This is a genomic window from Ruegeria sp. ANG10, assembly GCF_040705255.1.
Taxonomy (GTDB): domain Bacteria; phylum Pseudomonadota; class Alphaproteobacteria; order Rhodobacterales; family Rhodobacteraceae; genus Ruegeria.
Genome location: NZ_JBFCVU010000004.1, coordinates 260,006 through 282,858, shown reverse-complemented (window position 1 = coordinate 282,858; position 22,853 = coordinate 260,006). Strand labels below are relative to the sequence as shown.

Genomic DNA, 22,853 nt, shown 5'->3' with positions numbered 1-22,853 from the left:
TTGCAGAGCGGGAGCATCACACTAGGCTCACCTCATGACATGCCGCTTCCTCATGATGGTTCTCCTTCTGCTTGCATCCTGCGGTCGTCCGTTGACCGAGCAGGAACGCGCTTTTGCCAGCGCCGTTCAGGGTGAGTCATTAAACCTAGACCGAGTGCGCCTGGTCGAGGGGGCCCCTGTCGCGCCAATCACTTTCTACCGCAAAGAGCGGCCGCGTCTGGCCTGCCGTGAACGCATCCTGCCACCCCCGACCGAAGGGGTTGTGACGGCGAAACCTGCCGCCGTGGCCCTGTTCAACAAGGTCTATTTCACGCGCGAATGGTATCTTGAGGACTATATGTCCGACTTCCCCGAGCAGATGAACCTGATTGCCGGAATGTTGCTGGCGCATGAGTTGACCCATGTGTGGCAATGGCAGAACCGGAAAACTACCGGCTATCACCCTTTGCGTGCAGCGGCCGAGCATGGCGGCAACAAGGACCCCTACTTGTTCGATATTGAAACCTCGTCCGACTTCCTATCCTACGGGTTCGAACAACAAGGCGCGATTGTCGAGGAATATGTCTGCTGCCGGGCGCTGGACCCCCAAGCCCCCCGCACCCAACGCCTGCACAACATGCTGGGCGCACATTTCGATACATCGCCCTTGCCAACCCAACCGCGCGAGCGTGATGTCGTCATCCCCTGGAGCGGGGCAAAGATCGAAGGCATTTGCCGCTAGACGTTACCCGCCCTGCAATGTTTCAAGATAGGCGATCAGATCCACGATCGGCTGGCTGGTCAAAATCGGCTGCCCCTCGGACGTTTTCATCGAAGTGTCCTGACCGTCGAAATATGGCCCATAGACCGGCATCGGGCTGCCGTGGCTGACCAACGGGTCGCGCCCGTCAATCCGCGCGACAACACGCGCAGTTGGGAAAACACCGTCTTCTCCGGCCAGCTTGGTCAGATCAACCGGCTGAATGACCAAAATCCCGGCCATCGGTCCATGCCCTGTCGCATCGATTCCGTGGCACGTTGCACAATAGTGCTGATATAGCTCGGCCCCGGTATCCACGTCCTGCGCGGCGACCTGAGCAGCGGTCATCAGCACTCCGAACGAAACGGCAGTCATTAGGGGTCTGGGCATCGCATCCTCCTGTCACGATTGACATATATAGGCTTGCCCGAGGACCGGCTTGGCGCAATGATCCAGATCAACGAAGCAGATAGGTACGGGCAATGACACAATATGCAGTTATCATGCTGGCCGCCGGGATTGGCGTTCCAATCCTTGCCGCTCTGAACGCGGCGCTTGGCAAACTGATCGGATCGCCGACCACCGCCGCTGTCGTCCTGTTCGCCATCGCGTTCGGAGCAACCGCACTGGTGATGGTTCTGTTTACCGGCACGGGCGCGTTGCCCAAAGTCATGCAGGCACCGAAACACCTGTTGTTGGCCGGTGTCCTGATCGCCTTTTACGTCCTGTCCATCACCCATGTCGCACCGCATTTCGGTGTCGGCAATGCGGTGTTCTTCGTCCTGCTAGGTCAGTTGATCAGCACGGCAGCCATCGACCATTTCGGGCTGTTCGGCGCGCAGGTCACGCCGCTGACAATGGTGCGCGCGGGCGGGATCGCCGTAATGGCTGTGGGTGTGGCGATCACTCAACTGGCTTGAGCACACCGCCCTCCAACCGCAGCTTCCGGTCCATCCGCGAGGCAAGGTTCATGTTGTGCGTGGCGATCAGCGCTGAAAGCCCCTCGTCCCGAACCAACGCCATCAGTGCATCAAACACCTGATCCGAGGTTTCGGGGTCCAGATTGCCCGTCGGCTCATCCGCCAGCAACACGCGCGGCTTGTTGGCCAGCGCCCGGCAAAACGCGACCCGCTGTTGTTCTCCGCCTGACAGCGCCGCCGGGCGGTGATCAGCGCGAGGCGCAACACCGACGCGTTTCAGCAACGACATCGCCCGCGCCTGTGCAGCCGCCTCGGACACCCCGTTGGCCAGTTGCGGCAGGGTTATATTCTCCAATGCCGTGAATTCGGGCAATAGATGGTGGAACTGATAGACAAACCCCACGTCCTGCCGCCGCAAAGCGGTGCGGGTCCGGTCGCCCTTGCTTTTGACTTTCTGGTCCGCAATCTCGACCGAGCCGTCATCCGGCGTGTCCAGCAAACCGGCAATGTGCAAAAGGGTCGACTTGCCCGCACCGGATGGTGCAACCAGCGCCACCGCTTCGCCCGCGCGCAGTTCCAGATCGGCCCCACGCAGCACCTGAACCTCGCCGGGTGTGCCCTTCAGATAGGTTTTGGTCAAACCGCTCAATCGCAATGTCACATCATTCATAGCGCAGCGCCTCAACCGGATTCAGCCGCGCCGCGCGGCGGGCAGGGAAATAAGTGACAAAGAATGACAGGCCCAGCGACAATCCGATTGCCTTCAACACGTCCGACAGGTGCAGTTCGGCAGGCAGGGCATAGATGCCGCGAATGGAAGGGTCCCAGACACCGCCACCCATGACATAGTTCACGAACGAAAAGATCGGGTCGATATAGATCGCGAACAAGCAACCCAGAACAACACCCATCACGGTGCCGATGATGCCGGTAAAGGCACCGCAGATGAAGAAGACACGCAGAACTGACCCCTCGCTCAGACCGATGGTGCGCAGGATGCCGATATCGCGCCCCTTGTTCTTCACCAGCATGATCAACCCCGAGACGATATTCATCGCCGCAATCAGCACGAGGATCGACAAGATGATAAACATCACGTTGTCCTCGACCTCTAACGCGCGCAGGAACCCGCCCGAGGCGTCCTGCCAGGTCCAGATCTGACTTCGCTCGCCGGCGGCTTCAAGAATAGGGATCAGGATCGGCGTCAATTCTTCGGGGCGGTCAACCATCACCTCGATCTCATCCGCAACGCCCTCGCGGTTGAAAAAGCCCTGCGCCTGTTCGAACGGCATGTAAACGCGGGTGCGGTCGATATCATAGCGCCCGGCCGAAAAGACATAGACCACCCGATAGGCGTTCACACGCGGTGAAGTTCCAAAGGCTGTCTTCACCCCGTTAGGAGACGTCAGTTTGACCGTATCCCCCACAGTTGCCCCAATACTGCGCGCCACGCCCGAACCGATCGCGACAACATCCTCTCCATTCTGGAACTCGGACAAGTCACCCACCGCCTGTTCGCTTTCGGCAACGCCGGGCAGGTCCAAGAGGTCGTCAGGCTGAATGCCAAACACCTCGACGCCGCTGCTGCGCTCGCGATTGGTGATCAGCACCTGCCCTTTGACCAAGGGCGCGGCGCGTTCAACGCCGGGCACCTGCGCAACGCGCTCAGCCACACTGTCATAATCCGCGATGGTGCGATCCAGATTGCCCTGCGCATCAAAATTGCCCGCCGAATAAACAGTGACATGCGCGTTAGCCCCCAGAATGGTGCCCACGAACTCGGATCGGAATCCGGACCGAACAGCCAACGTCGCGATCAGGGCAAACACTGCCAACGTAATTCCGATTAGCGAAATCCAGGTCATCACACTGACACCCCCCTCGGCACGGCGTGCGCGCAGGTATCGCCAAGCGATCTTCCATTCGAATGGGGCAAAGGGCGGGGGCGTCTTGGCCATGTCTGCTCCGGGGCTTTTTGGTTTGCGCGACCCTTTCGGCATTTGCCGGGATGGTCAAGGTGGTTATGCGCGTCCCGCCCGGTGATAGGCAATCCTGCTACTTTTATTGGCATGGCCCAATGCGAATCACTCTAAGTATCGGGAAAGTCGCTCTGGCGGAAGGAGATGGAAATGACCCAAGTTATACCCTTGGTTGTGACCCCCTTCACAGACAACCACCAATTGTTTCAGCTATGAAGTCAATAGAGCCATTGCGTGAGTTACTGAACTCAAAATGCAACATTGATTAAGCAATATTCTTTCGCCTTTTGCTTATTTTTTAAAACTTTGTCACCCTAGACGTAAGGGGGATTTCATTTTAAGAGCGGGGGTCGCTCATGTTTGTAAAGAGTAATAAGGAATTGTTGGACCCGATTTTGGTCCGAAACGCATCTTCAGAACTGGATTGTGAAACAGCAGCATTGTTGCGCGCAGTCATTCGCCCTGTATTCGATACAGCGGCAAGCTGGGCAAGTTTGACCGATATCCTGAAAGACAAAGGATACCGACTGGCGTTCCGTCAGGGGCGGCTGTGCATTACGGATCGTACTACCGATCAACGGGTTTGTGGGATACGCTTTCTAGGCTTCGAATACAAAGATCTGGTCAGACGTCTGGGCCGTCCGATTGTCGTAGCACGCGGCAACAGTGCGGATGGTGAAATTCTGACGGAACGACCGGAACCGCAGTGAACCTAGAAACTCCGCCAGAACTGAGCCTTGCGACGTAACGTCTTTGTCAGGCTATAAAGCGCGGCACGCGCGATAGCGGGCTGCGACAGCGATTTCAGCAAAATGGCGCCTGAAACTCGAACCGGCAAATGACCTTGTTTGTACCAACCAAAGCGCTGCGCGTCCGAGTACCCAGACAGATCGCAGAACTGACTGTAGTTTTTTAGCCAACATGCGGCCATTTCGGCCCCGGCAGCGTCTGTGTCTGCTGATACTCCACCGATCCGAAACAGCGATATCGGGGCCTGCAACCGCTGTCCGGTATGACCAGACAGGATCATCCGCAAAACCATGTCATAATCCGCGGCGATACGGAATTGCAGGTCGTGACCGCCCAATTCCTGAAACAGCGTCCTTTTCAGGACCATCGCGTTGTGACCGAATGGCAAGCGCTGCAAGATGGATTTCGGGGTAAGCCGACGGGCATGGCGGCGGTTGCCCTTATCATCGAAAAAGACGGTTTCGCCATACACAAAATCTGGCTTATCGGGCTCGATAGCTTTTTGCACCCTCAGCAGGCTGTCAGGGTCTGCAATCAGATCATCCGAGTTGAGAAACAAGACATACTCGCCACTACACCAATCAACCGCCTGGTTCATCGCGTCATACAGGCTTTTGTCCGCCTCACAGAAATACCGCACCGGAATGGGGTCGCCCGCCTCCGAGAATTTCTGAATCGCGTCTTTCAGCAGGTCCTGCGTTCCGTCGTCGGATTGGCCGTCCCAGATCACATGCTCGATGTCACGGAGCTTTTGCGACTGCACGCTGTCCAGGGCGGCAAGGACTTGGGCCTCGCGCCCTGCTTCGATCAGGTTCCGCGTAACGGTGACGACCGAGATCAGCGGCCGATGATCCTGTTCAGACGAATTGCTCATAGATTTCAGCAACTTTCGTGACGGCGGCTTCGGGGCTCAACTCCTCGCTTTCACCGGTACGGCGACAGGTCAGTTCAACCACGCCGTTTTTCAGACCCCGCGGCCCAACGGTGATACGCCATGGCAGGCCGATCAGGTCCATGGTGGCAAACTTGCCCCCTGCCCGTTCGTTGCGGTCATCATATAGCGGCTCAAGCCCCAGTGCGGTCAGCGCGCCATAGAGTTTGTCGCAGGCGGCGTCAGCTTCATCATCACCCTGCTTGAGGTTGACGATACCGCAATGGAACGGGGTTACACCTTCGGGCCAGATGATGCCCTTGTCGTCATGGCTGGCTTCGATGATCGCACCGATCAGACGGCTGACGCCAATGCCGTGACTGCCCATATGGACCGGCGTTGGCTTGCCATCGGGGCCTTGAACAGTCGCGCCCATCGCCTCGGAATACTTGGTACCGAAATAGAAAATCTGCCCCACTTCGATCCCGCGCGCCACACGGCGGCGATCTTCGGGCACCTGATTGAACAGCGCCTCGTCGTGGGTTTCGTCAGTGCGGGCGTATTTCGAGGTAAACTCTTCCAGAATGGCCTGACACTGCGCCCGGTCGTCATAGTCGATCTGACGGTCGCCAAACGTCAGGTCAGTGACGGCGCTGTCATAGAACACCTCGGACTCGCCGGTATCAGCAAGCACCAGAAACTCATGCGTATTGTCGCCGCCGATCGGACCAGAATCCGCGCGCATGGGAAGGGCCTGCAAACCCATCCGTTCGTAGGTGCGCAGATAGGTGACCAGATGGCGGTTGTAAGCGTGCAGCGCGTCCTCTTTCGTCAGGTCGAAATTGTAGCCGTCCTTCATGTAGAACTCGCGCCCGCGCATCACACCGAAACGGGGACGGATTTCGTCGCGGAACTTCCACTGGATTTGATACAGCGTCAGCGGCAGGTCCTTGTAGCTGCTGACGTGACCACGGAAGATGTCCGTGACCAGTTCTTCGGCTGTGGGGGTGAACAGCATATCCCGGTCATGCCGGTCCTTCATCCGCAGCATTTCCTGACCGTAGTCATCATAACGCCCGGATTCACGCCACAGGTCCGCCGATTGGATAATTGGCATCTGAATCGCGATATGGCCGGCGCGCGCCTGTTCTTCGTGGATGATGTTCTCCAGCTTGCGCAGGACTTTGAAGCCCAGCGGCAGCCACGAATAAATCCCGGCAGCAGCTTGCTTGATCATCCCGGCGCGCAGCATCAGCCGGTGGCTGACGATCTGGGCCTCGGACGGGTTTTCCTTGAGAACGGGCAGAAAGTAACGGCTGAGGCGCATAGTGAACCTTTAAAGGTGGATTTGATCTTCAAAGCTGCTTATTCCAAAGCCCCGCCGGGGGCAATCGGCCATTGGCGATTTTGCGACCTCGGGCCTGTCGGAATTTCGATTGACCCGCCAGTCAAGGTTTTCAATGGTGGTTTAAATGCAAACTCCATGAGGCGCCGATGCAGACCATCCAGGAACCCGCCCGACAGATCCCAGTCGTTCACAAAACCGAAGTTCTGGTCGTGGGCTCCGGCCCCGCCGGGCTGGCTGCCGCTTTGGCCGCCGCGCGTGCAGGGGCAGAGGTGTCTCTGGTCGACCGCTTCGGTTGCATGGGCGGCAATATCACCGCCGTGGGGGTCGAAGGCTTTGCCTGGTATCGCCACGAGAAAACAGTCGAGGCGGGCGGTATCGGCCTGGAATTCGAAACCCGGGCCAGAGATATGGGCGCAGCAGTGCCGGAAAGTCAGTCGCTCAGTTATGAGCTGGACAGCGAAGGGTTCAAGCTGGTTGCCGACAAGCTGGTCGAAGAGGCCGGCGTGCATCCGATGCTGCACCGGCAATTCGTCGCGCCGATCATGGACGGTGACCGGATCACCGGCATAATCACCGAATCCAAGGCCGGGCGCGAGGCGATTTTGGCCCGTGTCGTGATCGACGCCACCGGCGATGCCGATGTGGCCCATCGCGCGGGCGCACCGACCCACAAGACCGCGCCCGAAGAGATGATGGCCGCTTCGGTCATGTTCCATCTGGCGGGCGTCGACAAGCGTGCCTTCATGGAGGGCGTCAAGGCCGACCCGCAGACCTACAAGGATTGGGGCGGCGGGGGCGAGTGGAACATCGAAACCAGCGGCAAAGAGGACGACATGTTCTCGCCCTTCGTCAAGAAGCCGTTCCAGCAAGCCATCGAACAGGGTCTGATCCCGCCGCACCTAAACACCATCGCGGGCACCTGGGGCGCAGTCCACGATACGGGTGAGCTGACCTATATGAACCTGATCCATATGGACGGGATAGACGGCACCGATCCCGACAGCCTGACCCGTGGCGAGATCGAGGGCCGTCGTCAGTCAATGCTAGCCATCGAGGCGCTGCGCCGTTTCATGCCCGGCTGCGAAAACGCACGTCTGCGGAATTTCGGCATGACCATCGGTATTCGCGACACCCGCAAGATCGACGCGATCTACAACATGACCGAGGACGACGCCCGGCATCAGGGCCGGTTCGAGGATACGATCGGCATCTATCCCGAATTCATCGACGGCTATGGCATCCTGATCCTGCCGACCACGGGCCGGTATATGCATGTGCCTTACCGCTCGATGCTGCCGAAAGGCATTAAAGGTCTGCTGGTTGCAGGCCGGTCGCACGGGGCGGACAAGGTGGCGCATGCCGCCACCCGCAACATGTCCTGCTGTGCCGTCATGGGTCAGGGGGCCGGAATTGCAGCTGCCCTGTCGCTGAAAAGCAATCAGGACTTGCATGAGCTGAACCTGGCCCCGGTTCATGCTGAACTTGACAGCCAAGGCGTCAGGGTTAACTAATGGGCAGAATTCCCACTATCGACATCGACTCGCTGTTTGACGCGACCAATGCGGATTATGAGCAGATCGTTCAGCAGGTCATGAACGCCTGCACCGATATCGGGTTTCTGTCGATCACCGGAACCGGCATATCCCCTGACACAGTTAGGAACATGCGCGCCTGTGTACAGGCCATCTTTGGTGTTGAAGAAGGTGCAAAATGGGATCAGGCCATCACCCGTGAAAACTATCGAGGGTTTATCCCGCTGGGGTTCTTCACGCCAAATGACGGATCCGGCAAAGCGGACAAATACGAAGGCTATAAGTTGCACCATGAGGTCGCCAGCGATGCACCGATCCGCAGCGATTGTGCCCTGTACGGCCCGAACGTCTGGCCACCGCAGGTGCCTGACGCTCGCGGTGTGATCCTGGACTACTGGTCCCAACTGGACCGCGTTGCAGATGCTTTGCTGGGAGCGCTGGAAACCGGCCTGGGGCTGCCCGCGCGCCGATTGAGGAACGCTTTCCGCGATCCGATGACCAACATGACCCTACTGCACTATCCGCCTCAAGCCCCCGATGAGGGCGGCTATGGCATTCATCCACACAAGGACACCGACGCCTTGACCATCATCGCCCCCGACCCCGTTGGCGGGCTCGAGGTGCAAGCCCGCGATGGCGGTTGGGTCAGCCCCGATTGCCCGCCTGGTGGGTTTGTCGTCAATATCGGAGATATGCTGGAGCTGTGGTCCGGCGGGCGGTTAAAATCTACGCCGCATCGGGTTGTGAATCGCTCGGGGCAGGAACGCTACTCGTTTCCCTATTTCGCCGTGCCCCGCCATGACGTGGTGGTTACACCTCTGGTCGATCCCCTGCCCGGCTTTGATCGGCCCGCGGTACATTGCGGCCACTGGTCTGCTGAAATCTGGCGCACCAACTGGCCGGACGAGGCCGCCCATGACGCCACGCCCGAACTGGGTACGCTCAGCGATTAGCGCCCGGGAAATGTCCGAGCGATGAAGCGCTTGCATCACGGGGCTGCATGCGCCAAGAACACTGGCAAGAGCCGAAAACAAGGGGACAGCCATGGCTTTGCCGGTGAAGGATCAGCTCAGGTACTGGGGCATAGCCGCTGTAGTTTTTGTGCTTCTACTGTGGGCACTTGGCGACGTTCTTTTGCCCTTTGTGATTGGCGGAGCAATCGCTTACTTCCTTGATCCACTTGCAGACCGGCTGGAAAATTTGGGGCTGTCGCGAATGGCCGCAACCGGGATCATCACCATTGTCGGCGTTCTGGGATTTGTGCTGATGGTGCTGATGGTGGTACCCGCGCTGATCACCCAGTTGATCGATCTGGTCGAAGTCATGCCCAGTCTGCTCAAGCAACTTCGCGGCTTCATCGAAAAACAATTTCCATCCCTTCTGGACACCGAATCCAGCTCTCACCAATTCCTTGTGTCGCTGGGCGAGACGCTGCAGTCCAAAACCGGAGATGTGCTGCAATCCGTCGCCGCTTCGCTGGGGTCAGCCATCAACGTGGTGGTTCTGCTTGTCATCGTGCCGGTGGTCGCCGTGTATCTGTTGCTGGACTGGGATCGCATGATTGCCCGCATAGGAGAGCTGCTGCCTCGTGACCACGCCCCAACGATCAAGCGATTGGCAGGCGAAATTGACGCTGTTCTCGCCTCATTCGTGCGGGGTATGGGCACCGTCTGCTTGATCCTGGGAACTTACTATGCCGTAGCCTTGATGATCGTTGGGCTGCAATTCGGACTGATCGTGGGCTTCATCGCAGGGCTTGTAACCTTCATCCCCTATCTGGGTGCCTTGATCGGTGGAACACTGGCCATCGGCCTTGCGCTGTTTCAGTTCTGGGGAGACTGGCTTCATATCGGGCTGGTTGCCGGTATCTTCGCGCTGGGACAGGTGACCGAAGGTAATTTCCTGACCCCCAAGCTGGTTGGCAGCTCGGTCGGATTGCACCCTGTCTGGCTGTTGCTGGCCCTGTCGGTCTTTGGCGCGCTGTTCGGATTTGTGGGCATGCTGGTCGCTGTGCCGGTTGCCGCCGCGCTGGGCGTGGTCGCCCGGTTCCTGACCTCGATCTATTTGGACAGCCGCCTGTATACCGGCCTCGACGGGTTGAAGCAGGAAGACGAATAAATGGCCCAACAACTCAGCTTTGATCTTCCGGCCAAAACCGCACTGGGCCGCGAGGATTTCTTTGTCTCGCCCGCTAATGCGCTGGCCGTGGCCATGATCTCGGCGACGTCGTGGCCCGGCAACAAACTTGTCCTCAGCGGCCCTGCCGGGGCTGGCAAAACGCATTTGGCCCATGTTTGGGCTGCCGAAACCGGCGGACGGATTATTCAGGCCCGCGACGTGCGGTACGAGGATGTACCCACTCTGGCCCGAACTCCGCTTGCGATTGAAGACATGCCGATGGTCGCGGGCGACCTCGACCAGCAAAAAACCCTGTTTCACTTGCACAACCTGGTGCTGGCAGAAGGTCATGCGCTGTTGATGACCGGGCGGCTGGTGCCAAAGCTGTGGCAATTGCCGCTGCCCGATCTGCAAAGCCGGATCGAAGGTGCGCATCACGTAGCGCTGGATCCGCCAGACGATGCGCTTTTGGGGGCCGTTCTGGCCAAACTGTTCGTCGATCGCCAACTGAACCCCGGACCGGACGTAATTGCCTATCTCGTCAAACACATGGACCGACGGTTCAAAACCGCTGCCGAGGTAGTCGCCCGGTTGGATCATCTGGCTCTGTCGGAAAAGCGGGAAATCACCCGCGCTCTTGCGATCCGGGTGCTAAACGCGGACATGACAGATGTCGCATCCGACAATTGACCCGCACACTGCGATTTCGCATTCTGCCACCGGAATATCTGGAAAAGACATGGATCAGATCGCAGAAGCCAAAATCCCGGACTGGGGATCGTTCGGCAAGCCCTTGTTCGACAACCCCGAAGCCCGCGCCCTATCGCGGGTGGGCGTGGTCGACGTTGGATCGAACTCAGTCCGGATGGTAATCTTTGACGGGGCCGCGCGGTCTCCGGCCTATTTCTACAATGAAAAGATAATGTGCGAGCTGGGCGCGGGTCTGTCGGAATCCGGGTGCCTCAACCCGCGCGGGCGCAAGCGTGCGCTGTCCGCTTTGCGCAGATTTCAGCAATTGGCCAAGGATCTGGACCTACCGGGCCTTCATGTCGTCGCAACTGCGGCTGTCCGTGAAGCCAGGGATGGACCGGATTTCTGCGATCAGGTTCATTCGGAAACCGGTCTGACCGTTCAGGTCATAGATGGCGGCGAAGAGGCGCGCTTGTCCGCGCAGGGTGTGTTGCTGGGCTGGCCTGGGGCCTATGGCCTGATCTGTGACATTGGCGGTTCATCCATGGAACTGGCCGAGATTGGCGACGGTCAGGTCGGGCACCGTCTGACTTCGGCCCTTGGGCCATTGAAGCTGCGCGATATCAAGGGCGGGCGGCGCGCGCGCAAGGCCCATATCAAAGCCACCATGGAGGAGCTGCGGGACCAGTTGGGACCGCAGCGGGATCGCCTGTTTTTGGTGGGCGGCAGCTGGCGCGCCTTTGCACGTTTGGACATGCTGCGCCGTGGCTATCCTCTGAACGTGCTGCATGAATACCGGATGACCACAAAACAGGTCCGCGAGACCATAAAGTTCATCGAAAAAGGCGATCCAGATCACCTGCGCAGTCAAGCGGGCGTGTCCAGTTCCCGCATGGCGCTGATCCCCTATGCGATGGACGTTCTGGCGCGGCTGATCCGCACCTTCAAACCCAAGGACATCGCGATCTCAAGCTATGGTATCCGCGAAGGGTTGCTGTACGAACAAATGCCGCAGATTCTGCGCGACCGTGACCCGTTGATCGAAGCCAGCTACTTTTCCGAATCCAAGGATTCCCGTCTGCCCGGATTTGGCAAACACCTGTTTGACTTCGTCATGCCGTTGTTTAAATCCGCTCCAGAGGCACGCGTGCGCCTGATCAAGGCAGCCTGCCTGCTGCACGACGTTAGCTGGCGCGCTCATCCTGATTACCGGGCCGAGATTTGCTTCGACAATGTCACCCGCGCCAATCTGGGCGGGTTGAAACATTCTGAACGGGTCTTTATCGGCCTCGCCCTGCAACACCGATATCGCAATAAGCGCGAGGGCAATCGGTTCGAGCCGCTCTATAAACTGCTGGACGAGAAGGATCAGAAACAGGCCGAAATTCTGGGCAAGGCCATGCGTTTTGGCGCCATGCTGTGGATGCACCACGATGCCAAAATGGGCACGCTGCGGTTCTACCCTAAAAAGCGTCAGCTTGAACTTCGGCTACCCAAAGCCGGAGAACCGTTATTTAGTGAGGTGGCCGAAGCGCGCCTGAATTCGTTGGCGAATGCCCTAAAGTCGGAAGTTCACGTAATCATCCGAGGTTAGATTTCCGTCGCTCCGTCGGATTTTTCTTTGATTTGCTCGGGCTCTTCTGGCTGATCCTCAGGCTTTTTGCGGATGATGATATCCCCGTTGGGCAGAATCTCGGGCGCTTCATAGGCGCTCCAGTCCTCGATCTCACCCGCCAGTTCGGCCAGGGCTGGGCCCATCTCTTCAAAGAATGACTGCATGGCCGGGCCAAATTGGCTGACCAGCCCCTGCAGGTCCTCCAGCGCGGGTTCCATTTCCTTGCGCAAACCTTCAAAGAACAGCTCGGCCCCCTGCTCCATCAAGGATTTGCCAGTATCTTCCTCGGCCTGTGCGGGCAAGGTCAGCGCGACCGATAACGCGCAGATCGCAATGAGATGTTTCATGTCAAAGAATATAAGCAGAGCCTTCCGTCGATAAAAGGTCACAACGCGATATCCAGAGTAACGGGGAAGTGGTCGGACGCGGTCAACAAGGCCTGATGCAAGTCCTCTGACGCACGAAGACCCGCGTCTTTGAAAGGGTGCCAGATACACCACGCCGGACGTTTGGCGCGCAGGTTTTCACTGACCATGATGTAGTCCAGCAGTGCCTCAAGATACAGCCCACCCTCACGGGCAAACCGGGCGGTTGACGGCTCTGCGTCCGTCCCCGCGGCGTGCGGGTCAAACAATCCGGCCTGCAGCAGAATTTCGACCGAGGATCGGCCAAACAGGTTTTCAAACTCATCCAGCCCCGGCCCATCGTTCAAATCGCCCAGCAGGATGACCTGTTCCTCGGCCTCGACATGCGTTTTGACCCGCCGGGACAGCCACACGGCCTGCGCCAGTTGTTTGCGGCGATTCGCGATCGAGATGCGGATCGCTTCATCTCGCGATCCCGCCCCGTGCGGGGCCTTTGATTTCAGATGCGCCCCGATCAGGCGAAACTGCGCCCCGGATCGGGTCTGCACCGCCAGTTCCATCGGAGGTTTGGAAAAGCGCACATGATCCTTGGTCGCGTCGATGTCGAGGTCGATATGGAACACACCGTCGAACCGGGGCGCCGCCTCGGTTCCTGCAACCGGATCGTGCCGCGCCTGCAGCACATCCGGATCGTAAAGCAGCGCCAGCTCTTGATGGGTGTCGTTGGGAAACCCCATCACCGCGTGTGAGGTGCGCAGATCAAACGCCTCGGCAAAGTTCTGCAAAGCACGGATGGTGTCCTGTGATTTCCCGGAATTGGGGGCTTCGACAATCAAAATTGCATCCGCGTCAATTGCCGTCAGAACCTTGGCGATGGCCTCGACCTGCTGCGCCTTAGTGACGTTATGACGACCAGACCAGCGGTCATTGACGACCAGGTTATCATTGCGATCAAACAGGTTGGCGAACCATTCGATGTTGTAGGTCGCTAACCGCATTCGCCTACGCCCGTGCGCCGTTGATCTCGTCCCAGGCGCGATTGATGTCGATCATCTTTTTCTCGGCCAGACGGATGGCTTCTTCGGGCACACCGCGGGCCATCATCGCGTCGGGATGGGTATCACGCACAAGCTGCCGCCAGATCTTGCGGATTTCAGGCAGCGGCATGTCGTGCGGCACCCCCAACACGGTGTATGGGTCATTGGGTGCGTCTGGCACAAAGCGGGCGCGCAAGGCCATGAACTGCGCGTCGGTCTGACCGAAAATGCGGCTGACCTGTTCCAGAAACTCATCCTCGTTCGGGTGATAGAACCCGTCGGCCATGGCGATGTGAAACAGCCCCTCCATCAGGTCGCACAGCGTGGTGCTGTCATCGGCAAACATGCGGGCAATCTTACGGGCATAATCCTGATAGCCGGCAACATCCGTCCGGGCCATGTCGAACACACGTGCGGCTCCGGCCTCATCATCGCGGGCAATCTGGAAGACATCGCGAAAGGCGGTGACCTCATCCCGCGTGACCTGCCCGTCAGCCTTTGCCATCTTCGCACCCAGCGCGATCACGGCAATTGCAAACGCAACCGAGCGTTCGGGCGGCGTGCGCAGTTTTTCAAATACGTCCGTAAGGCTTTCACCCTGGGCAAGTGCGCTTAGCGCGTCGGATATGCGGGTCCAGATCGACATGGGCGCACCCTAGCGCCCGAAATCGCGACTGTCAGGTGCGACAGGTGGATCAGAGGAAATAATTTTCTGCATCAGCACAAGATCCAGCCGTTTGCCCCATTTGAATCCAACCTCTAGCATCTGTCCCACCTGTTTAAACCCCAGCGCCGCGTGGAATGCGACCGCCCCAGGATTCGCCGAGGAGATCCCGGCCACCAGCACATGTACACCTTCCATCCGAGCGGCGGTCTCAAGCGCCGCCATCAATGCCCGCCCAACCCCCTGCCCCCGCGCATCAGGGGCCAGTTGGATCGTAAGCTCGCGGCACTTTGCGTAACCCGGTCCGGAACGGTATAGGCCGTAGGTGGCAAAACCCACAACCTGCTTGCCTTTTCCCGCAACCCAATAGCCGTCCCCACGAGAAACGATATCCTTGGCGATGCTTTCAACGCTGCGCTCATCCGTAGTGAAGGTCACAAGCGTATCACGGATGATCGTGTTGGTGATTTCCGCGATTGCGGCCGCGTCCGCGACCTTTGCGCGCCGTATTTTCATTCCAGCACGCGGGGGCCATGCGGCGTTTCGAACTCGGCCCTCAAAGCGGCCGGACCGGTATCGAACACTACGGTTTCCAAATTACCCAGCAACCGCGCCAGATCCAAAGCGTCAGGATGAAAGACCACCAAACGTCTCAGGCGGCATCCACTGTCTTGCAACATCCGCGCCGGGTGCAGATCGCCGTGCCATTGAATGAGCGCAGGAAACAGGTTGTCGAAGGGCAACCGCCCGTTGGGTGGGACCGCCATTTGCCACCTTAGTGCGCCTCGAGTCAGGTCAATTGGTTGGCCTACACCATCAGGGAATATGGACAGTGCGGCCTGTATGTCTGAGACCCGGCATATCCAGTTTGTCAGGCGTGGCTGGCCAGAAAATCGATCCAGATCGAACCACCGCGTGCGCTTTAGTTTTGGAGCCTGCGGATCAATCGCGATGGCCTCGAGGTAAAGCCCATCCCGCAGCCCCAGCAGCCGGTTATGCGTGCCAAAAGCATCATGCTTGCCGCCCGCCTGCAGCGGCATTCCCAATGCTTGTTCGATATGGGCCGAGGCTTCTTCCAATGTCTCGCCCGCAACGGCCAAATGATCCAGTAACACGTGCGCTGCCTCCAACAAAAAACGACCAGATCCCGATGGATCTGGTCGCATGTTTTCGCCAACGGCGGTGAATCACAAGATTTTTCGGCGAAAAATCTTGGCTGGCCTCAGCCTTTTGCTTCTCGGATCAGACGCAGGATATCCTGCGCGGCCTCGGGGATATTGGTTCCCGGACCAAAGATCGCCTTCACGCCGTGGTCATAAAGGTACTGATAATCCTGCTGCGGAATCACACCCCCGCAGATGACAATGACATCCTCGGCCCCGGCCTTTTTGAGTTCTTCAACCAACAGCGGTGCCAGTGTCTTGTGACCCGCGGCTTGCGAAGAAATTCCGACCACATGCACGTCGTTATCGACCGCATCCTGCGCGGCTTCGGCAGGTGTCTGGAACAACGGTCCAACGTCCACGTCAAAGCCAATATCGGCAAAAGCGGTCGCGATTACTTTCGCACCCCGGTCATGCCCATCCTGGCCCATCTTGACCACCAGCAATCGGGGTCGACGGCCTTCAGCTTCGGCGAATTTTTCGATAGCTTCTTGAATGGCGGCAAACCCTTCGTCGCCCTCATAAGCTGCACCGTAGACACCGGCCAGAGTTTTAACTTCGGCGCGGTGACGGCCGAATTCTTTTTCCATTGCCATCGTGGTCTCCCCAAGAGATGCCCGTGCGCGTGCTGCCTCAACAGCGGCTTCGAGCAGATTGCCACCTTCTTTGGCGCGCCGGGTCAGTTCTTCCAATGCCGACTGACAAGCCGCCTCATCACGCGTTTCACGCATCTTCTTCAGTTTTGCGATCTGCGCCTCGCGGACGACGACGTTATCGACGTCCAAAATATCGATCGGGTCTTCTTTTTCCTTACGGTATTTGTTGACGCCCACGATCACTTCGTCGCCGCGGTCGATCATCGCCTGCCGCCGGGCCGCGCTTTCTTCAATGCGCAGCTTGGGCATGCCGCTGGCGACAGCCTTGGTCATGCCGCCCATTTCCTCGACCTCTTCCATCAACGCCCACGCCTTTTCGACAAGTTCGTTGGTCAGAGATTCGATGTAATACGATCCCGCCAGCGGATCGACCACGTCGGTCACACCGGTTTCTTCCTGCAAGATCAACTGCGTGTTTCGCGCGATCCGGGCTGAGAATTCGGTCGGCAGTGCAATCGCCTCGTCCAGTGCGTTGGTGTGCAGGGACTGGGTCCCGCCCAGAACGGCGCTCATCGCCTCATAGGCGGTACGGATCACATTGTTGTAGGGGTCCTGCTCTTGCAACGACACACCGGAAGTTTGGCAGTGGGTGCGCAACATTTTCGAACGCTCGTTTTTGGCGTCGAACTCCGTCATCACACGATGCCACAACGTACGCGCCGCCCGAAGTTTGGCGATCTCCATAAAGAAATTCATGCCCATGCCGAAGAAAAAGCTCAGCCGCCCTGCGAACTTGTCCACATCCAGACCGGCATTGATGGCAGTGCGCACATATTCACGACCATCGGCCAGCGTATAGGCCAGTTCCTGCACCAGGTTCCCGCCCGCTTCCTGCATGTGGTAGCCGGAGATCGAGATCGAGTTGAACTTGGGCATTTCGTTCGACGTATAGGCGATGATATCCGAGATGATCCGGATCGAAGGTTCAGGCGGGTACACATAAGTGTTGCGCACCATGAATTCTTTCAGGATGTCATTCTGAATGGTGCCCGCCAGCACCGATTTGTCGTGCCCCTGTTCTTCGCCGGCAACGATAAAGCTGGCCAGGATCGGAATCACAGCCCCGTTCATCGTCATGGAAACGGTAACTTTGTCCAGCGGGATGCCGTCGAACAGCGTTTTCATGTCCTCGACGCTGTCGATGGCCACACCGGCCTTGCCGACGTCGCCTACAACACGCGGATGGTCGCTGTCATATCCACGGTGCGTTGCCAGATCGAAGGCGACCGAAATACCTTGCTGACCAGCCGCCAGATTGCTGCGATAAAATGCGTTGGATTCTTCGGCCGTTGAGAATCCCGCGTATTGCCGAACGGTCCAGGGGCGGCCCGCATACATCGTTGCCTTGACACCCCGGGTGAACGGACCAAAACCGGGCAAAGTACCCATGTGGGGCAGATCGGCTGTATCGTCCTGCGTATAAAGCGGTTTGACCTCGATGCCTTCCAGCGTCTCTTTCGTCAGATCCTCTAACGGACGCCCGCGCAGCTCTTTCTCGGCAAGCGCGCGCCAATCTTTTGTGTCGGTCATTGCATATTCCTCTCGTCAATTCGGGTCACAGCAGGGCGCTGCCTGCGCGTGGTGATGTTGGGGTTTGCCCCTTCGATGGCGGCAAAGTGCAAATTTTTGAGCGCCAAGTTCAAATCGCCGGTCGCATTCGTCCGCGCAGAGGCTATATTTGTTCCAACAGGAGGCCCCATGACACGAACGTTTGCCCTTGTTTTCTCGGCACTATTCCCGCTGGCTGTCTTGGCTGCCGATGGGTCTGCACCTGCGGAAGACGATTTTGTTCGCCCCACTGGTGACAGCGATCTCAGTGAATTTCTGTGGGTCAACCGGCCCATTGTCGTTTTTGCTGACACTCCAGCCGACCCGCGGTTCCAGCAACAGATCGACATGCTGGTCGAAGGTGAGGCAGCGATGCGCGACCGCGATGTGGTCGTGCTGACCGATACCGACCCTTCGGCGCGGTCTCCGATCCGGTCGCAGCTGCGGCCACGCGGGTTCCAGATGGTATTCGTCGACAAGGACGGCGTGGTTAAACTGCGCAAACCGTCCCCATGGAGCGTACGTGAAATCGGCCGGTCCATAGACAAAACCCCCCTGCGCGAACGCGAGATTCGCGAGCGGCGCCAGGGCGGTTGAACGCATTCGCCACGACCAAAGCACCCGGCGCAAAACGCCGGGACCGTTTGGATATATGACGAACGCGCGGGCATGATCACTCGAACTCGATGATCACGTCGTCCACGGCCAGACTGTCGCCGGGGCCTGCGTTGATCTTGGCGACCACGCCTTTTTTCTCGGCGCGCAGGATGTTTTCCATCTTCATCGCCTCGACCGTACAAAGCGCCTGACCTTCCTGAACCTCTTGACCGATTTCGACGTCGATCTTCACGATCAGGCCGGGCATCGGGCACAGCAGCATTTTCGAGGTATCAGGTGGCAACTTCTCGGGCATCAGCTTGGCCAGTTCTGCCTGGCGGGGCGTACGAACATGAACCTTGAGATCAGCACCACGATTGCGAATACGGAAGCCGCCAGAGATTTTTCCAACCTTCAGAACAAGCGGCGAGCCGTCTACGTCCAGCAACGCAAGCTGATCGCCGGGTGTCCAATCTGATGCAACGCGCATAACCGCACCGTCGGTGAACGTAACCGTTGACCCGTCATGATCCGCCTCAATGGCAAGTTCGAAATCCTGACCTTGCAGGGTGACGGTCCAATCAGTTCCGACCTTACGCTCGTGATTGTCCATGCGGCCCGAAACGCGGGTGCGGCGAATCTCGGCAACGCGATGCATCGCCGCGCATGAGGCCGCGATGCGACGCAAGTCAGCCTCGGGCAATGTTACACCTTCGAAACCGTCGGGATATTCTTCTGCGATGAAGGCCGTTGTCATATCACCGCTGATGAATTTCGGATGATCCATCACCGCCGATAGGAACGGCAAGTTGTGACCGATACCTTCGACCTCAAAACTGTCCAGCGCTACACGCATCGCCTCAATTGCAGCTTCACGGGTCGGAGCCCAGGTGCACAGCTTGGCGATCATCGGGTCGTAATACATGCTGATTTCACCGCCCTCATAGACGCCGGTATCGTTGCGCACGGCGGCCTCACTATTGGGCGCGTCGCCTTGCCACTTGCCATTGACCAACATAGGGCCGGCGGCGGTTTCCTGTGGCGGACGATAGCGGGTCAGGCGGCCAATCGACGGCAGGAAGTTGCGATACGGGTCCTCGGCATACAGACGGTTTTCGATGGCCCAGCCGGTCAGGGTCACATCGTCCTGAGTTATCGAAAGTGGCTCACCCGCCGCAACGCGGATCATCTGTTCAACCAGATCGACGCCGGTGATCAGCTCGGTCACTGGGTGTTCCACTTGCAGACGCGTGTTCATTTCGAGGAAGTAGAAATTCTTGTCACCATCCACGATGAATTCCACCGTACCCGCGCTGGCGTAGTTCACAGCCTTGGCCAGAGCGACAGCTTGTTCGCCCATTGCTTTGCGGGTTTCAGGATCAAGGAAGGGCGACGGGGCTTCTTCCACCACTTTCTGGTTGCGGCGCTGGATCGAGCATTCGCGTTCTCCCAGATAAATCCCGTTACCGTGGCTGTCGCACAGTACCTGAATCTCGATATGGCGCGGCTGGGTCACAAATTTCTCGATGAAAATCCGGTCATCGCCAAACGAATTCGCGGCCTCGTTCTTTGAGGACTGGAACCCCTCGCGCGCTTCTTCGTCGTTCCACGCGATCCGCATGCCTTTACCACCACCACCGGCGCTGGCCTTGATCATGACCGGATAACCGATTTCGTTCGAAATCTTCACCGCCTCATCCGCGTTTTCGATCAGGCCCATATAACCGGGAACAGTCGAAACACCCGCATCCTGCGCGATCTTCTTCGAGGTGATCTTGTCACCCATGCTTTCAATCGCACCAACCGGGGGGCCCACGAATGCCACGCCTTCGGCATCCAATGCCTCGGCGAATTTGGCGTTTTCCGACAGGAAACCATAACCCGGATGCACCGCCTGCGCGCCGCTTTGGCGGATGGCATCCATCACCTTGTCAATCACGATATAGGACTGGTTCGCGGGCGGCGGGCCGATGTGTACGGCCTCATCCGCCATCGACACATGCAACGCTTGTCTGTCCGCGTCCGAGTATATGGCAACTGTGCCGATACCCATCTTGCGTGCAGTCTTGATGACCCGGCAGGCGATCTCACCCCGGTTGGCGATCAGGATCTTGTTGAACATGGAACGTCCTTTGTCTTGATGTTCTGGAAACGCAAAACGCCGCCGCAGGGCGTAAACCCTGCGACGGCGTGATGCGCAATGGCAGCCGGAGCGACGGACGCCCCGAATTCTAGGTTAGTAACAGTTCTTCTGTGTTTTGCAGTACAGCACGTTGCCCGCAGCCCCGACTGCTGCGCCGACAAACGGATCCGCTCCGATGACCGCCGAACCCAGTGCCCCTGCGCCGCCGCCAAGCAGCGCCTGTTCACCGAATGAGTCGCCGCAGGCAGCAAGACCCGCGCAGGTCGCAACGGCCAGGAAGAATTTTGAGATTCGCATGTGTTCTGCCCCTTTAGCTTTCTTGATGCATTGGGGCGCAGATGCCGGAACCAAGCGCTGTTATTCAATAACAAGCGCTGGAAATGGATGTTTTGCGCAGATTTATGCCGCATTACGCCTGCATTGTGCGCAAAGAAAAACGCGGGCAGGATTTTGTGGGTTTCACAAACCTGCCCGCGGAAGGAAGGGGTACGGAATAGTAGGTGCTTGTGCGGCGCAGGCAAAGTAGAGCCGCACGGCCCGCTCACATTGCACGGCGCAATTGAGGCCGCAAACAAAGTATTGTTTCCAACCAAATTTCCGGCCAGAATTCGCCCATAAGGCGAATTCCCGCGCAAAATCGTGCCGACATCGGGTCGTCCAGACTGGAAAACGCCATCCTCTGAATCAGTCACACTTCCGTTACAATTCGCGCTTCCGAGGCAGTTTTCTGCACGTGCAACATCACGTTTCAGTTCGCGGATTCCGCGTGAAAAAGTCTTTGTGAACGCACGGTTAACCGATCTGTTCACCTTACTGTGAAAAATACCGGCTCTTTGCACAATTTTGCTTGAGGAAAACGGCGCTTTCTTTGCCGTTCTCGTGATTTCCCCCAATGACGTTTGCGTGAAATTTTGCGTGGGCACACTCGCACACAAGGAATCAACTGCATGATTACAAATAGAAAAAAGGTACTCTTGCTTGCTGCCTCTGCGCTTAGCGTCACGGGCACGCTCGCGCTCGCTCAAGATGCCGGAACCCAGGCCGAACTGGATGCGCTGCGCGCCCGCGTCGAGGCGCTGGAGACCGCAAATACCGGCTCTGGTGGCGGAGACGGAGACCTGAGGATCGGAAACACGACCTTGGACCTCTACGGCTACGTCAAGGCCGACTTTTTCTACGACACGGATTTTGAACTTGGCGATTTGGCCGACACGTCGCGGATTGGGGAACCCCAATTTGCCACGGACGGAACCTTTGGCGCCACGGTTCGCCAATCTCGAGTCGGATTGCGCACGACGACGCCAAGTGCGTTGGGCGATATCGGTGGTCAGCTGGAACTGGATCTTTTCTCGGGTGGTACGGACGGACCGGCCGAATTGCGTCTGAGACACGCCAACATCACAATCGGTGACCACTGGTTGATCGGTCAGTACTGGACCAACTTCCAGCCGCTGGATACCTACCCGACCTCTGTGGAATTCAACGGCCCCGTTGGTATCCCCTTCGCACGTGTTCCGCAGGTACGCTTTACGAATAAGATTGGCGGCAACGCAACCTTTGCCCTTTCGGTTGAAGAAAATGTCGGCGCTTCGAATTCCGATGATCCGGTTCTGACGGCGTCGGCGGAATATAACGACGGGAAATACATCGCCCGTGCCTCGGCCTTGTACGGCAGGGCACAATCCGGTGATGTCGAGGTTGATCAAACCGGCTTTACTCTGTCCGCTGGTATCCGTCCCTGGGAAGGAGGTCTGTTTCAGGTCAACTACGTCGACGGCGAAGCGCTTGGCCCATATCTGATCGGCTTCGGGGACGCCATCGTCGGTGGAGAGGCCAACGACGTTGACGGCTTTACCGTCGAATTCCGGCAGCAAATTAGCGAAAAGTGGAATGTCGGCATTGCCTATGGCGAAGAAGATTACGACCTGCCCACCTCGACCGGAACTCTGGCCTTTACCGAGCTTGAGACAATCCACGTCAATGCCTTCTACAAGGCAACCGACGACCTGACGTTCAGCGCCGAATATTTCTTTGGCGAACGCAACGACGCGTCTACAGGCCGGACATTTGACTCGGACCGTGTTCAATTCGCGGCCCAGCTGAATTTCTAGGCACACA

General features: G+C 58.2%; 23 protein-coding genes. 10 read left to right on the top strand and 13 right to left on the bottom strand.

The features are described from left to right. Window positions 1-52: 52 nt before the first annotated feature. On the top strand, window positions 53-721 hold the full coding sequence (locus AB1A64_RS11310) for a hypothetical protein (protein ID WP_366551498.1): 669 nt from the start codon (window positions 53-55) through the stop codon (window positions 719-721). Between the two features lie 3 nt (window positions 722-724). Here AB1A64_RS11310 and AB1A64_RS11305 read toward each other — a convergent pair whose 3' ends face one another. Beyond that, window positions 725-1,129, bottom strand: coding sequence for a cytochrome c (locus AB1A64_RS11305; protein WP_366551497.1), 405 nt, complete (start codon window positions 1,127-1,129; stop codon window positions 725-727). Window positions 1,130-1,221: 92 nt separating this feature from the next. On the opposite strand from AB1A64_RS11305, the gene AB1A64_RS11300 reads away from it, so the two are divergent. Beyond that, a complete protein-coding gene (locus AB1A64_RS11300) occupies window positions 1,222-1,659 on the top strand; it encodes a DMT family transporter (protein WP_366551496.1) in 438 nt (145 codons plus the stop codon). Here the strand turns inward: AB1A64_RS11300 and AB1A64_RS11295 are convergent. Together AB1A64_RS11295 and AB1A64_RS11290 are read right to left on the bottom strand one after the other, a co-directional pair. After that, a complete protein-coding gene (locus tag AB1A64_RS11295) occupies window positions 1,643-2,329 on the bottom strand; it encodes an ABC transporter ATP-binding protein (RefSeq protein ID WP_366551495.1) in 687 nt (228 codons plus the stop codon). The two genes, AB1A64_RS11300 and AB1A64_RS11295, sit on opposite strands and share 17 nt — an antisense overlap. Next, window positions 2,322-3,617, bottom strand: a complete 1,296-nt coding sequence (locus AB1A64_RS11290; protein WP_366551494.1) for a lipoprotein-releasing ABC transporter permease subunit — start codon at window positions 3,615-3,617, stop codon at window positions 2,322-2,324. The genes AB1A64_RS11295 and AB1A64_RS11290 overlap by 8 nt, the downstream gene beginning before the upstream one ends. Before the next feature lie 377 nt (window positions 3,618-3,994). On the opposite strand from AB1A64_RS11290, the gene AB1A64_RS11285 reads away from it, so the two are divergent. Continuing rightward, window positions 3,995-4,348, top strand: coding sequence for a hypothetical protein (locus AB1A64_RS11285; RefSeq protein ID WP_170347997.1), 354 nt, complete (start codon window positions 3,995-3,997; stop codon window positions 4,346-4,348). Between the two features lie 2 nt (window positions 4,349-4,350). On the opposite strand, the gene AB1A64_RS11280 is transcribed toward AB1A64_RS11285, so the two are convergent. Both AB1A64_RS11280 and proS read right to left on the bottom strand, forming a co-directional pair. Then, window positions 4,351-5,262 carry a glycosyltransferase family 2 protein gene (locus AB1A64_RS11280; protein WP_366551493.1) on the bottom strand — a complete coding sequence of 304 codons (912 nt, stop codon included), beginning with the start codon at window positions 5,260-5,262 and terminating at the stop codon, window positions 4,351-4,353. After that, window positions 5,246-6,586, bottom strand: a complete 1,341-nt coding sequence (proS, locus tag AB1A64_RS11275; protein ID WP_366551492.1) for a proline--tRNA ligase — start codon at window positions 6,584-6,586, stop codon at window positions 5,246-5,248. The genes AB1A64_RS11280 and proS overlap by 17 nt, the downstream gene beginning before the upstream one ends. 167 nt (window positions 6,587-6,753) lie before the next feature. On the opposite strand from proS, the gene AB1A64_RS11270 reads away from it, so the two are divergent. The 5 genes from AB1A64_RS11270 (at window position 6,754) to AB1A64_RS11250 (ending at window position 12,541) form a co-directional block, all read left to right on the top strand. Next, window positions 6,754-8,118 (top strand): FAD-dependent oxidoreductase, encoded by a 1,365-nt coding sequence (locus AB1A64_RS11270; RefSeq protein ID WP_366551491.1) that lies wholly within the window; start codon window positions 6,754-6,756, stop codon window positions 8,116-8,118. Then, the gene (locus AB1A64_RS11265; RefSeq protein ID WP_366551490.1) at window positions 8,118-9,092 is read left to right on the top strand and encodes a 2OG-Fe(II) oxygenase family protein; all 975 of its coding nucleotides are present in this window, start codon (window positions 8,118-8,120) and stop codon (window positions 9,090-9,092) included. Before AB1A64_RS11270 ends, AB1A64_RS11265 begins: the two co-directional genes overlap by 1 nt. Window positions 9,093-9,183: 91 nt before the next feature. Next, on the top strand, window positions 9,184-10,257 hold the full coding sequence (locus tag AB1A64_RS11260) for an AI-2E family transporter (protein WP_366551489.1): 1,074 nt from the start codon (window positions 9,184-9,186) through the stop codon (window positions 10,255-10,257). Next, window positions 10,258-10,947, top strand: coding sequence for a DnaA/Hda family protein (locus AB1A64_RS11255; protein WP_366551488.1), 690 nt, complete (start codon window positions 10,258-10,260; stop codon window positions 10,945-10,947). A 49-nt stretch (window positions 10,948-10,996) separates the two neighbouring features. Beyond that, a complete protein-coding gene (locus AB1A64_RS11250; protein ID WP_366551629.1) occupies window positions 10,997-12,541 on the top strand; it encodes a Ppx/GppA family phosphatase in 1,545 nt (514 codons plus the stop codon). Here the strand turns inward: AB1A64_RS11250 and AB1A64_RS11245 are convergent. The 6 genes from AB1A64_RS11245 to scpA all read right to left on the bottom strand — a co-directional run bounded on the left by AB1A64_RS11245 (window position 12,538) and on the right by scpA (window position 17,977). Next, window positions 12,538-12,909 carry a hypothetical protein gene (locus tag AB1A64_RS11245; protein ID WP_366551487.1) on the bottom strand — a complete coding sequence of 124 codons (372 nt, stop codon included), beginning with the start codon at window positions 12,907-12,909 and terminating at the stop codon, window positions 12,538-12,540. The genes AB1A64_RS11250 and AB1A64_RS11245 overlap by 4 nt on opposite strands. Before the next feature lie 38 nt (window positions 12,910-12,947). Continuing rightward, window positions 12,948-13,925, bottom strand: a complete 978-nt coding sequence (locus AB1A64_RS11240; protein ID WP_366551486.1) for an endonuclease/exonuclease/phosphatase family protein — start codon at window positions 13,923-13,925, stop codon at window positions 12,948-12,950. A 4-nt stretch (window positions 13,926-13,929) separates the two neighbouring features. Continuing rightward, window positions 13,930-14,610, bottom strand: coding sequence for a molecular chaperone DjiA (locus tag AB1A64_RS11235; protein ID WP_366551485.1), 681 nt, complete (start codon window positions 14,608-14,610; stop codon window positions 13,930-13,932). Between the two features lie 9 nt (window positions 14,611-14,619). Beyond that, window positions 14,620-15,144: an N-acetyltransferase family protein gene (locus AB1A64_RS11230; RefSeq protein WP_366551484.1), complete on the bottom strand. Its 525-nt coding sequence runs from the start codon at window positions 15,142-15,144 to the stop codon at window positions 14,620-14,622. Then, window positions 15,141-15,743, bottom strand: coding sequence for a VOC family protein (locus tag AB1A64_RS11225; protein ID WP_366551483.1), 603 nt, complete (start codon window positions 15,741-15,743; stop codon window positions 15,141-15,143). The genes AB1A64_RS11230 and AB1A64_RS11225 overlap by 4 nt, the downstream gene beginning before the upstream one ends. Before the next feature lie 107 nt (window positions 15,744-15,850). Continuing rightward, window positions 15,851-17,977 (bottom strand): methylmalonyl-CoA mutase, encoded by a 2,127-nt coding sequence (scpA, locus tag AB1A64_RS11220; RefSeq protein WP_366551482.1) that lies wholly within the window; start codon window positions 17,975-17,977, stop codon window positions 15,851-15,853. Window positions 17,978-18,145: 168 nt separating this feature from the next. Here scpA and AB1A64_RS11215 point away from each other — a divergent pair, with 168 nt between their 5' ends. Continuing rightward, the gene (locus AB1A64_RS11215; RefSeq protein WP_366551481.1) at window positions 18,146-18,592 is read left to right on the top strand and encodes a DUF4174 domain-containing protein; all 447 of its coding nucleotides are present in this window, start codon (window positions 18,146-18,148) and stop codon (window positions 18,590-18,592) included. A 76-nt stretch (window positions 18,593-18,668) separates the two neighbouring features. On the opposite strand, the gene AB1A64_RS11210 is transcribed toward AB1A64_RS11215, so the two are convergent. Together AB1A64_RS11210 and AB1A64_RS11205 are read right to left on the bottom strand one after the other, a co-directional pair. Next, window positions 18,669-20,714 (bottom strand): acetyl/propionyl/methylcrotonyl-CoA carboxylase subunit alpha, encoded by a 2,046-nt coding sequence (locus AB1A64_RS11210; protein WP_366551480.1) that lies wholly within the window; start codon window positions 20,712-20,714, stop codon window positions 18,669-18,671. A gap of 114 nt (window positions 20,715-20,828) precedes the next feature. Next, on the bottom strand, window positions 20,829-21,032 hold the full coding sequence (locus tag AB1A64_RS11205) for a hypothetical protein (RefSeq protein ID WP_170347982.1): 204 nt from the start codon (window positions 21,030-21,032) through the stop codon (window positions 20,829-20,831). Between the two features lie 650 nt (window positions 21,033-21,682). On the opposite strand from AB1A64_RS11205, the gene AB1A64_RS11200 reads away from it, so the two are divergent. Further along, on the top strand, window positions 21,683-22,846 hold the full coding sequence (locus tag AB1A64_RS11200; RefSeq protein ID WP_366551479.1) for a DcaP family trimeric outer membrane transporter: 1,164 nt from the start codon (window positions 21,683-21,685) through the stop codon (window positions 22,844-22,846). Window positions 22,847-22,853 lie beyond the last annotated feature (7 nt).